Below are 12,165 nucleotides of genomic sequence, written 5' to 3'. Positions count from 1 at the left end.
ACGAGGCATAGCGAATAGTAAAATTGGGTTTGGCGATTTGATTTTACTACTTCGCTATTTTTTTAAGCTAAAAGTGTCAACACACCCTAATTAAAAAAACTTAGGAAACTGAGTCCCTGCTACATAGGGGAACTTTAGGCAACTGGATGAGGATCATCCCGTTAAAACAACAAAAGTGAGGAAAATATAATGAAATTCGGAATATTAATCACCGGCCTGCTGCTGGCGGGTACATGTCTCAGCACCCAGGCATCCACCCAGGCCAGTCAGGTCACAGCAAAAGCCAGTTCACAATATGCCAAGACCCAATATCCGATTGTCTTTGCACATGGTATGGCGGGTTTCATCCGGATCGGTACTGACCAGTTTGGACTGGATTACTGGTATCAGATTTTACCGGATCTGGCGCGTAATGGCGGTAATGTCTGGGCAACACGTGTCTCGCCTTTTAACTCATCGGAAATTCGGGGTGAGCAACTTTTAGAGCAGGTAAATGAAATTCTGGCCATTACCGGTGCAAAGAAAGTCAATCTGATCGGTCATTCCCATGGCGGCCCGACCATTCGTTATGTCGCAGGTGCAGGGAATGGAATAGTCGCTTCCCTGACTTCTGTCGGTGCTCCGCATAAGGGCTCCCCGGTTGGAGACCTGATCCTGCAAGCAGAAGGTACACCGATACAAGGGCCTTTAGTCGGTGGTATCAACCTGGTGTCTAAGGCCATCACCTGGGCACAAGGGTTGGATCCGAACAGTTTCCCGCATGATTCTCTGGCCGGTGGTAGCAGCCTGACCCTGGCAGGATCCGCTCAATTCAACCAGAAATATCCGCTCGGTATGCCAACCACCGCCTGCGGTGAAGGTAAGGAAAAAGACGGTGATATTCGTCATTATTCATTTACCGGTATAGGTCAAGTCACCAATCCGCTCGATCCTGATTCAGCCTTGACAGTTACAGCTCTACTCATTGATGGCGGCAAGGAAAATGATGGTCTGGTCTCCCGCTGTAGTGCCAAATTCGGTAAAACCATTCGGGATAACTACAACTGGAACCATCTGGATGAAGTGAACCAGTTCCTCGGATTAAAAAATATCTTTGCTCCAGACCCAGTCGATGTTTATCGCCAGCATGCCAACCGGCTCAAATTGCAAGGCCTGTAATTCAATCTCATCCCTGTCATCCCAATGCACAGGGATTTTCTAATTTTTAAACCGCCAAAATGGAACTTTATGAAAATTAGAACGCATTTTATAACCTTATGCTGCGTGTTATTTGCGGGCCAATATGTGCAGGCTTCCAATTTGCAGCAAGCAGAATCCAGATTTGTCGTGTCCAATTATGCAAAAACACAATACCCGATTGTATTTGCACATGGCATGGTCGGCTTTAATCACATTGGTTTTGATGCCTTAGGCATGGATTATTGGTATCAAATTTTGCCAGATTTAGCCCGTAACGGTTCAACTGCCTTTGCCACCCGCATCTCACCTTTCAATTCCAGCGAAATCAGAGGTGAACAATATGTGGAGCAACTGAAAGAAGTCATGGCAATCACCGGCGCCAAAAAACTGAATTTAATTGGTCATAGTCATGGTGCGCATAGCGTGCGTTATGCAGCCGGGGTGATACCGCAACATGTAGCCTCCGTGATGACTGTGGGGGGTGCCAACCAAGGCACCATTGTCGCCTCTGATGTCATGCGACTTGCTAATCAAACCGGAACATCTGAACTGCTCAATACCCTGATCAGCAGTTTTGGTAACGTCATCATGTGGGCACAAGGCTTAGATGGTCAAGCTTTCCCACATAATGCTCTGGCAGCAGGACACAGCACGTCGATTGAAGGGACAGTCGAATTTAACCAGCGTTTTAAACTCGGGCTTTCGCTGAGTCTATGTGGTGAGGGCAAATATAAAGACCAAGGCATTGCGCTGTATTCAATGACGGGCAATCAACCCGTGACCAATCCCCTAGATGTCAGCGATGCCGCCATGAAAGCCTTGGATCTGCTTTCTGCGAGTAAGGCTGGCGCGAATGATGGAATCGTGTCGGTGTGTAGTGCCAAATTTGGTAAAACGATTCGGGATGATTATCCATGGAATCATCTGGATGAAATCAACTTGTTATTTGGCATTAAAGGTACCTTTGCACCTGATCCAGTTGCTGCCTATCGTCAACATGCCAACCGCTTAAAACTGCAAGGTTTATAGAGTTACACAAGCCTCTATTCCTCCAGAGGCTTTTTCTATCTTATTTTTCTCTAAATTTTTTCTTGAAATTTACTTGTTAATCATGATCAAACTGCATATAAAATATTCATCAAATATAAAAAGAACTGTGAAATAAAATAAATGCAGATACGTTCTATAGAAATCAAAAACAAATTTAAAAGAACCTGTCCCTGTTGCAAACGAAAAGTCATTAATCCTTTTCAATTTAAAAAATATGAGCCTTATTATTGCCCCTCTTGTCATCGACATATTATCGCAAATGTATGGATCAGTATTTTACTGGTTATCACACAATGTTTTATTTGCATTCAACTTTTTAATGCAGGATTCCAGTCTTGGGGATATTTTGTATTATTCCTGATGTTTATTCATAAAATTTTCTTGGATATTTTGGATGCTATGATCTTGCCTTTGCAGGAACATTTCGAATAAATCTACATAAAAATTAGGCATAAAAAATGCGCCCAAAGGCGCATTTTTTCACTCGTATAAAGCTTAAAATTAAGCTTTAGTTTTACGAGCTGGTAATTTTTCACGAATACGTGCAGCTTTACCAGACAATTCACGTAGGTAGTAAAGTTTAGCACGACGAACGTCACCACGACGTTTCACTTCGATACCAGCAACGATTGGAGAGTGAGTTTGGAATACACGCTCAACGCCAACACCGCTAGAAATTTTACGTACTGTGAACGCAGAGTTCAAACCACGGTTTTTCTTAGCAATTACAACGCCTTCGAACGCCTGTAAACGCTCACGGTCGCCTTCTTTTACTTTAACTTGAACAATAACTGTATCACCTGGTGCAAAAGCAGGGATGTTTTGTTTCAATTGTGCATTTTCAATTACTTGAACTAAAGGATGCTTACCGCTCATGGGGTATCTCCAATATATGCGAGTCAGAAGAGGTCTGATCATCGCTGGGTATAGAGGCTAAAGCGCATACACCCGATTATCTTTCCCTGTATGGTTGACCATCTCAACCATAAAGAGCCTATTAAAGAATACTTAAATCATTTTAAGTACTTGCTTGAAGATAGAAATGATCACTCATCAATATCTTACAAATCTTTTAGCCATTTTTTCTGCTGCTTGGTCAACTCGACTTTTTCCACCAACTCTGGGCGGCGTTCAAGTGTACGCTGATATCGCTTCAAAAACCGCCATTTTTCAATATTGGCATGATGCCCGGACTTTAACACCTCAGGCACATCCAAACCTTCAAAATGATCTGGCTTGGTATATTGTGGGCAATCTAGAAGACCATCCACAAATGAGTCTTGCACGTGTGACTGTTCATCAGACATGGCACCTGGAAGTCTCCGGATAATACTGTCCAATAAAACCATCGCAGGAAGCTCACCACCCGATAAGACATAATCCCCAATTGACCATTCCTGATCAACATATTGCTGGATCAAACGTTCATCGACGCCTTCATAACGTCCGCACAGTACGATGATTCCGTCATATTTGACAAAATCCTGTACCGCAGTTTCGTTTAAGGTCTTTCCTTGCGGTGACATATACACCACAGGAACCTGAACTGCACCTGCTTGCGTTGCAAGCTCTTTGGCATGCTGGATTGCTTTTGCCAAAGGCTCAGCCATCATCACCATACCCGGACCACCGCCGAATGGACGTTCATCCACCCGTTTATAGTTGCCCGTCGCATAATCGCGAGGATTGATGCAATGAATTTGCATCAACTCACGTTTTGCTGCGCGCCCGCTAATCCCATAGGCTGTAATCGCTTCAAACATTTCAGGAAAAAGCGTAATGACTGCAAAAAACATCGCAGACTCCCGTATTTCCGAAAAATTCTTAGTAGTCTACGCCCCAATTGACGTAGATACGACCAGCTTCAAGATCAACGCGTTGCACCACATCTTTATGCCATGGGATCATTCGCTCTTCGCCATCGATGCTGTCGGCAGTTGCGCGAACCACCATCACATCGTTAGCACCTGTTTCAAACAGCTCAAAAATTTGACCGAGATTGACTTCTTGTTCCTGATCGTCCAGCCCTAACACAGTTAGACCTTTTAAATCAGACCAATAGTACTCATCTACGCCTGCTTGAGGCAGTTGCGATTTAGAGATCCAGACATTGGAGCCAACCAGTTCGTCTGCACCAGTGCGATCACTCACACCTTTCAGCGAAACAACCAGGCCTTTACCATGTGGTTTCCAACGTTTTACATCGACAATTTGCCAACCTGCTTTGGTCTCAATGTACCAAGGCAGATAGTCAAATATGTTGCTCATGGGTTCTGTATTGGAATAGACCCAGAGCCACCCATTTAATCCATATGCTGAACGTAACTGTCCAATCTGAATACGATCTTCGGGAACATTCTGTGTTGGTGTCATGGGCAAGCTACTACCTAATTTATATAAAAATTATGCAGCAACTGCAGCTTTTTTAGCTTGAGCAGCTAAAGAAGCAACACGATCAGAAGGTTGAGCACCTTGAGAAACCCAGTGAGCAAAACGGTCAGCATCTAAACGAAGTTTTTCTGCTTTACCTTGAGCTGTAGGGTTGAAGAAACCGATACGTTCGATGAAACGACCGTCACGTGCATTACGGCTATCAGTCACAATGATTTGATAGAACGGACGTTTTTTAGCACCACCGCGTGCAAGACGAATAACAACCATGATAGAACCTTATAGTTTTTACGGATTATCCTTGTACCGACCATCGATACAGCTCAAACCCCTTTCATAGAGGGCAGTATTTTACTTGAACTTTGCCCTGAATGAAAGATCAAAAAAGTGTTTGGCTACAATTTTGGATTTGGAGTTATTTGCCGTCCCATGGCGAGCAGACCAGAGCATCCTTATACCAACACTGTTTTCCTTGAGAGTCCAGTGTTAACACACCAGTATTTAGCATTCCATTTATTGGTGTCGCAGTTAAACGCCATGAACCATTTTTTGTCGTTGCAGAATAGGCTACGCCGTCAATATCTGTAATTGAAAGATTATAATTACTTGCTCCGGTTGTCGGTATTGTAGAATTGACTAATCCGGAAGTTCCAATATCTTTGAAAGAACCATTTGCAATTTTGTAAGCCGTTAACTTTTGAGCCATCTCTTGCATAAGTGTTTGTGCTTCAACTCTTTTTGTCCTTTTTGAGTATTCTATATAATTTGGATAAGCAATTGCAGCTAAGATGCCTATGATTACAACTACAATCATTAACTCAATTAATGTAAAGCCATTTTTAATCATGATGACACCTTACAACTTGCAGGCACCGTACATGTATCTGTTTCTTTCCATCGGCATGAAGTTCCCTCACTATTCAACGCAAAGTTATTGTATTTAGCAGCATCTTTTAAATCTTTATTGACACACGCTACTAATGTCCATTTTTGAAAAATTGAAGTATCAATAACAATATTATATTTAATATCTGTTCCTACCTTGCCTTTCGGTGTAGTTTTATCTTCAGAATCTAATATAAAATTTTTATAACTAAAGTTTGTACTCCGTTCATTTTCAAGCTTAAGTGCAATATCTTGCAATTTTTGTTCAACAATTTTTTCATTATTTTTACGTGCATAATGTTGGTAACTTGGTAGCGCAACGGCTGCTAAAATCGCAATAATAATAACAGCCAACATTAATTCAATTAATGTAAACCCTTTAGCCATTACTTCGCTCCTACATATGGCGTCATATCATACCAACGGGTTGGTAATAACTTATTTGTAGTTTGATACTCTGTAATTGAATTTTGTGTACAGTCTGAACCAATACATATTGCTGGAGGTTTATTAAAAATTAATTTTCGAGAACCTTGGGTAGAGCCAGGTCCAACATTTAGACCAATAATCCCTCCACCTAAGTCACCTACATTTGTAATTTTTGTATCCGTTCCACACTTACCAGATGGCAAACATAATTTGACTGCCGTACTTACTCCAACAATACCGCCAGAACAACTGGTACTATTTCCATTACTGCCATTGTTGGTTTTACTTGGGTCAAAAATTGAATAGTATAAATCACCATCTAGAGCGACGCCTTCGGATAATCCCCTTGTTTGATATGATTTTAAAGTACCCCCACTAGTAGCTGTTATGATAGGTAATCGATAATACCAACCAGCTGTTTTATCAGTCGCTGCACCAGCCTTATAAATTTCATTCATATTTGTTAATTTGACTGTTGTGCCTTTTGCAGGTGTAGTTTTAGTTACATCATAATCATAGAACCCCAAAATCATATCTTGCGCAGAACTGTCAGATTTCAAAGGACTACTTCGGTCTCCTGACGCCATCGAAATGACTGCATATTTTTTAGCTACATTATCTGTATGAATGGTAAATGTCGGTGCCTCATAAAAACGTGGGGGATTTTTACCAGCTTCTTTTGCATCGGCAAACTCAAAAGCATTAAGCACGAACTTATTATCTACATCATTTGCTTTGTGGCTTGGATTCAAATCTACTCGGAACACCTTACCTCCCAAGTCACCGACATAAAGATGATCAACTAAACCATCACCATCTCGGTCTACTGTTTTTACTCTTGATGGAATACTATTAACCATGCTATCAATTTTCGTTTCAACCCCACCTGTTGCTGTTCCATCTTGATTTCCAGCATTACTACTGCCCCACCAGAGCAACTTTCCATTTTCTGCATCAAAAATATAAATCCCGTTTCCTTTTACATTCCCAGAAGATGAGCTAGTAAAAGTAGGATCTTCATATTTCATATCATAGCCACCACCCACAATCATAGCGAGTTTGCGCTGACCATTCCATTTGATATAAGCAACTGTTGGCTTAGACCAACTTTGCCCCATATAGGACAATGCTCCGCTTGTTGCACTATCTGGATCAATATGGAACATCAGTTTTGGCTTAGACATATCAGAAAGGTTTAAAGCGTAATAGCTCCGTCCTCCCATACGTAAGCCACCATATACATATTGATGACTGTTTTTCCCATCTGCTTTTACTTGCAAACCGTCACGTTCAACAGTTTTTCCATCGACTATAGCATCATAAAAATTAGGCTCATAAACCGTATGTGCAGTCCAAGGACCATCTATTCCATAATAAAAATTATCATTATTATCTGAGGCCTTCTCTACAGCCATTGACTCAAAGAAGCCCTTTTTTTGTTTAGCCAACATTTCTTTAGGAACAAATGAAAACACTTCTTCACCACTCCCCGAAGCGATTCCACTACCATTTATTACTTGGGCATTTTGTGTTCCCGATTTAACAACATGCAGAACACCTTGTGTTGTACCAAAAAGCACATAGTCATCACGATCTACTGACCCTAATGACCCCGTATCAGCAACAATTGCACCTTTTTGTGTGAGTAAAATAGGTGAAGAATGAATAATAGAACCTAGTTGGTAACCTTTTAATGCATCTTTAGTTTTTAAATAGGTTAATTGCTCTGTGTAAGATTTTTGTTTTAACGCCGTTAAATCGGCTTCTGTGAGTTTTGAATATCCCAATAAACCATATAAGTACTCTCGCTCAGCCAAAGTTTCTGATTTAAGAATACTTTCTGCAGATTTCAAATCACCTGCCGAACTACCGTCATTTATAAATACTTTTCTTTTTAAAACTAAGTTTGATCCATCTAATTTAGGTAATTGCGTACCCAAAAGCTGACTCAAATTACCACCGTAGCTGATTACTTCATCTGGATGTACAGCTGAACTATTAAACCAATAGTCTTTCAGACCAGTATTAAAATCCGTTGCGTTTTTATACACCAATTTATTGGTGACATCATACAAAGTACCACTGATGACATTGTACTTTTTGAGATTCCCCACCCACAACTGATCTTGTGTTGCAATGAGTGGTTTAAACATAGGGAAATAAGCAAAAGGTTGTAACTGATTGGTATTTAACGCATCTACAGGAATAGTACTACTACCAATAGTTGAACCCTCAATAGGGACAGTTGTTTCAGTAATAAATGATTTTAAACTTTCAACCAAATCTGCTGAAGATTGTGCTGTATAAAAACCACCTTCACCAAAACCACCAACATCTGCTCTATTCGGAATTGATTTTGCTCCCCATTGACAATAATTCCGATGATCAGAGTTATTCGTATCAACGAAAGTGCAATCAAAATATTTTTTTGTCCCTATTGTAATATTTGCCTGTAATTTTTGAGCTGGTGTTAAATAATATCCTCCCCCAAAACCAACAGTTGCTGTTTTTACTTTATAGTTGCTTTTCAGTAGTGACTGAGCATAGTTTCCAATTTTTCCCCAATAAGCTGTTTGGGAACTTCCTAATGTATTTGTCGTTACTTTATTGATTCCGTTATAATCAATATTATAATTATTATCACCTTGAGGCTCACCATCAGTTAAAAAATAAAGCCCATTCCCAGTACATGCTTCACTGGTATTAGAACTACTAGATTGGCTTGTAAACTTTTTCCCTGCTGTATTATATGCTGTTGCAATCGGTGTTCCACCACCAGCAGTAATTTCTTGTACATACCCGATAAGAGTTGCTTTATTCGATGTATCAGGATCCATTGCAATAAAATCTGTTTTATTCGTAATTGCACTACCAGAATAAGTCCCCAATCCAAACTGAATATCTTTATCAACAGTAGGATCTGCAATAACTTCAATTAGACCTTTTCTCAAATTTATTATACGGCTATAACAATTATAAGTATTCGTATTACCCACACGATCACATAAACTCGCAATTTTGGTTTTATAGGCTCTATCGTCATTCGTATTCCCTATAAAACTAGAACTCAAGTTCACAGCACAATAATTATCTGATCGTGTTGCATAGGTATAGGTTGTAGTTGCTGTATTATCTTTATTAGGAATATTTACTGTTAAATTATTTGTTAAGTTTGTCCTATTACATAAATTTCTTTCAACATCTCTACAAAATATTAAACCACACACTCTTTCTGTATAGGCATAGCCGTAATCGACATCAAATGAATCAGCGTTATCCATACTCCCAGAAACGTCTAACATTAAATAAATCTTAGTCGTTCCTGTCCCTCCAGCTTGATAAATATCAATATCACTTGCCTGAATCTGCACAGGCACACCCGCCAGAATCAACGAAGTTACAGATGCAGCTAAAGTCGACACTTTAAAACGCATCCAATGGCTTGGAATCTGTTTATTCTTGTTCATAAAAACCTCTAACTAATCCTAACCTCAGGTCGAACCTGATTTTTTTAAAAATTGCCCCAAACTATATTCAGAAATCTGAGTAGTAAACGGTACATTTAACTTATGCAAACACTCAGATACAGTGACTTTGTCCTCGGTACTAATACCTGTAATGCTTGGATCGATATAACTCGCTCTTTTTAAACATGCATTTATCTCTTTCGCAGAAGCACTACTTAAAACAGGCATAACTGAGATCGCAGTCACCACGAGTGTTTTTGGCTCATCAATTTTTGCTCCTTCAGCATCAGTACCTTCTGGCACACCACTAAAAGGCAACACAGGCTTAATAGTAGACGTACCAACACGCACTGAAATCTGCGTCAAAGCAGCAGAACGGCCACTGCTAAAGAAGCCATCCTCATATTTACAAAAACTATCAAGCGTTCCCAAATTTGATGTTTGTAATTTCGAGGAGTTATCAATATAGGCTATTCCTGCTCTTCGTAATGCAAAGAAATCCTTCTCCGAACCTTTGTAGCAAAAAACCAGCTCTTTATTTCGATTCGCATCCATTTTGGGATAACCGAATAAATTTGTACCTAATAAATAGGTTTCAATTTTTGTTTTATCTTCAATAGGAATAAAAACTGCATCAGTATTCTGATTTAAAATTTGAATCGCCTGACCATTGGTTGCCACTTTAAGTCCAAACCATCCTGCCTTTACTGCCATTGCACCAATGATGGTGATTACAATCAGTATAAACAGCACTACGATCAACGTTGAGCCCATCTGCGTGTTTGTCTTTAAACTCATTGCGCATCTCCTATTGCATTACGCATGGCAACAGTTTGCTCCAAAGGAACTCTTAAAAATTTTCCAGTAACGCCTGTAGGATTACTTACTGTATAAGAGTTATTTAATAAGGTATAAGATGCGGGAATAACAGTATTTCCACCCGAATTATCAACAGAGCGTATAAGCACACCTAGTTGTAACGTAACCGGCCTAATAGTAGTTGCAGCATCTGTAAATTGTTTTAGAGTGAGGTAACTCATTTGGTTTGAAGCATTCACAACACCAACAAGCACTTTAAATTGGTCTACTCGCTGTAAAACAACCTGACCTGTACTACTACTGGTTAAATCAGTCAAGGTAGGGGTTACTGCACTAGAGTCATAATGCCCTGCCGCACAAGCGAGAACATAATCGTTTTTGCTTTTTTCATCTTTTCGAATAAAATATTTTTGTACAACCACCGTTGTTGCTGAAGTAACTTTCTTACCTTCACAATCAAAACCATTAAGCTGTGCTGGTTTATACTGAATCACTAAAATGTCACTTTTTATATTGGCTAAACTATCTCCAGTTGATGTAGAACTTAATGCTAAATCAGTAGTTGTCATTGCTGAAGGGTAATTCTCTTTTTTAACAATCAAACCAGATAATTTACTATTTTTCATTATTCGCCCACCCAAATCTAAATTGGTCTGACGAATATCAGCTGTAATATAGTTCATGCCAAAATTTGCATTATCTTGCACATTTTCCATTGCTTTTTGATATGAAAGCGTAGACTGCCCACTAATTAAAAGCTGTATAGCAGCAGCAACAATAATCAATCCAAGCGCTAAAGCAACCATTAACTCAACAAGGGTAAACCCCTTAATTTTGATTTTCATTAGAATGCCTCCACTACAACACAACGGGCACCTGACTTATATTTAAATTTATCTGCTTCGGTACAGGCTGCAGCATCACTATTACTTTGAGATGCTTTGGTTTCATCCCATGCTACATATATACAATTTCTCAAATTTTTTGTATCTGGACAGGAAAGTATGGCTATAGTCATATTCTTGTTTTTTGCCAGTTGAGTTACATCTGCAATATCTTTGAGTGCAAAATCATTCGCAGTACAATACGCATTTAAGCACTTGGTTGTGTCTGTCGAACTCACACCTTTATACGTACCTGACCTATTAAAATACATACGCTCACTTAAGTTTCGAGCAATATTAACTGCCTCTATTTTACGTAAAGCCTGCTCTCCCATCCCCAAAGATTTGTACTGTAACAATGCAAAACCTAAAACAGCAACTCCCAATAAGAGCATTGCGACTATGACTTCCATCAAACCGACACCTTTCTGATATTTCATATTTTTCTCTTATTTTCTCATTAGCATGTTTTCAAAGCTCTAGTAATCAATCCCAACTGGGTTATAGTTATAGATTCAATTTTTAAACTTTTACTGTGCTTTACACTTATACAAACTGGGTACCCTGCATTTTCAGTTTGAACCTGCCCATTCGCTAAAAAATAAATTGCTTTTACATTATTGTTTTGCAATTCTAAATTTGTTCCTAATCCAGTACTTAAATCGAAAATTTTTGCAGTTGCTGGAACACTATAGGAACTATCTAATTTCAATACAGAAACCTGTCGAGTCAAACGTGCATTATTTTTTGCATCATTTAAAGAAAAAAGAATCTTATCCACCCCTTCCTTTAATTCATTGTTTTGAATTAAAGATTGAAATGAAGGAGCAGCCATCGTCGCAATAATTCCCAACACCGCAATCGTCACCATTAACTCAATTAAGGTAAACCCCTGAATTTTGCGCATACTTTCTCTCCCCCTAGGTCTAAGCTTGACCCATTTAAACTATTACTTATTGAAATTACAAAAACTACACACAACAGATAAAAGGTATAAAAAAACAGATAATTGCCAAAATCCAATTATCTGTCAATTTTAAAAAAAATTCAGAATGTTAAAT

Annotated in this window: 13 protein-coding genes; 2 read left to right on the top strand and 11 right to left on the bottom strand. The window is 39.3% G+C overall.

Going from position 1 to position 12,165, the window contains the following annotated elements; genetic code table 11:
- Positions 1-189 precede the first annotated feature (189 nt).
- Together NI470_RS06775 and NI470_RS06770 are read left to right on the top strand one after the other, a co-directional pair.
- Positions 190-1,158: an esterase/lipase family protein gene (locus tag NI470_RS06775; RefSeq protein ID WP_044109069.1), complete on the top strand. Its 969-nt coding sequence runs from the start codon at positions 190-192 to the stop codon at positions 1,156-1,158.
- A 69-nt stretch (positions 1,159-1,227) separates the two neighbouring features.
- Positions 1,228-2,208 carry an esterase/lipase family protein gene (locus tag NI470_RS06770; RefSeq protein ID WP_253147956.1) on the top strand — a complete coding sequence of 327 codons (981 nt, stop codon included), beginning with the start codon at positions 1,228-1,230 and terminating at the stop codon, positions 2,206-2,208.
- A gap of 522 nt (positions 2,209-2,730) precedes the next feature.
- On the opposite strand, the gene rplS is transcribed toward NI470_RS06770, so the two are convergent.
- The 11 genes from rplS to NI470_RS06715 form a co-directional block, all read right to left on the bottom strand.
- On the bottom strand, positions 2,731-3,105 hold the full coding sequence (rplS, locus tag NI470_RS06765; RefSeq protein WP_004281205.1) for a 50S ribosomal protein L19: 375 nt from the start codon (positions 3,103-3,105) through the stop codon (positions 2,731-2,733).
- A 185-nt stretch (positions 3,106-3,290) separates the two neighbouring features.
- On the bottom strand, positions 3,291-4,025 hold the full coding sequence (gene trmD / locus NI470_RS06760; RefSeq protein WP_253147957.1) for a tRNA (guanosine(37)-N1)-methyltransferase TrmD: 735 nt from the start codon (positions 4,023-4,025) through the stop codon (positions 3,291-3,293).
- Positions 4,026-4,053: 28 nt separating this feature from the next.
- Complete coding sequence (gene rimM, locus NI470_RS06755; RefSeq protein WP_044109067.1) at positions 4,054-4,602, bottom strand: ribosome maturation factor RimM; 549 nt, start codon at positions 4,600-4,602, stop codon at positions 4,054-4,056.
- A gap of 30 nt (positions 4,603-4,632) precedes the next feature.
- Complete coding sequence (gene rpsP / locus NI470_RS06750) at positions 4,633-4,890, bottom strand: 30S ribosomal protein S16 (protein ID WP_004281198.1); 258 nt, start codon at positions 4,888-4,890, stop codon at positions 4,633-4,635.
- Positions 4,891-5,035: 145 nt separating this feature from the next.
- Positions 5,036-5,467 carry a type IV pilin protein gene (locus NI470_RS06745; RefSeq protein WP_100535206.1) on the bottom strand — a complete coding sequence of 144 codons (432 nt, stop codon included), beginning with the start codon at positions 5,465-5,467 and terminating at the stop codon, positions 5,036-5,038.
- Positions 5,464-5,892: a prepilin-type N-terminal cleavage/methylation domain-containing protein gene (locus NI470_RS06740; protein ID WP_253147958.1), complete on the bottom strand. Its 429-nt coding sequence runs from the start codon at positions 5,890-5,892 to the stop codon at positions 5,464-5,466. Before NI470_RS06740 ends, NI470_RS06745 begins: the two co-directional genes overlap by 4 nt.
- Complete coding sequence (locus tag NI470_RS06735; protein ID WP_253147959.1) at positions 5,892-9,401, bottom strand: pilus assembly protein; 3,510 nt, start codon at positions 9,399-9,401, stop codon at positions 5,892-5,894. The genes NI470_RS06740 and NI470_RS06735 overlap by 1 nt, the downstream gene beginning before the upstream one ends.
- A 24-nt stretch (positions 9,402-9,425) precedes the next feature.
- A complete protein-coding gene (locus tag NI470_RS06730) occupies positions 9,426-10,199 on the bottom strand; it encodes a hypothetical protein (RefSeq protein ID WP_253147960.1) in 774 nt (257 codons plus the stop codon).
- Positions 10,196-11,065, bottom strand: a complete 870-nt coding sequence (locus NI470_RS06725) for a prepilin-type N-terminal cleavage/methylation domain-containing protein (protein WP_253147961.1) — start codon at positions 11,063-11,065, stop codon at positions 10,196-10,198. The genes NI470_RS06730 and NI470_RS06725 overlap by 4 nt, the downstream gene beginning before the upstream one ends.
- Complete coding sequence (gene pilV, locus NI470_RS06720) at positions 11,065-11,544, bottom strand: type IV pilus modification protein PilV (protein ID WP_005249800.1); 480 nt, start codon at positions 11,542-11,544, stop codon at positions 11,065-11,067. The genes NI470_RS06725 and pilV overlap by 1 nt, the downstream gene beginning before the upstream one ends.
- A gap of 20 nt (positions 11,545-11,564) precedes the next feature.
- Complete coding sequence (locus tag NI470_RS06715) at positions 11,565-12,011, bottom strand: pilus assembly FimT family protein (RefSeq protein WP_253147962.1); 447 nt, start codon at positions 12,009-12,011, stop codon at positions 11,565-11,567.
- Positions 12,012-12,165 lie beyond the last annotated feature (154 nt).

Source organism: Acinetobacter lwoffii (assembly GCF_024129115.1).
In the GTDB taxonomy this organism is placed as follows: Bacteria; Pseudomonadota; Gammaproteobacteria; order Pseudomonadales; family Moraxellaceae; genus Acinetobacter; species Acinetobacter lwoffii_T.
Note: the sequence above shows the minus strand (reverse complement) of the source record. Positions and strands in the feature narration are given on the sequence as shown.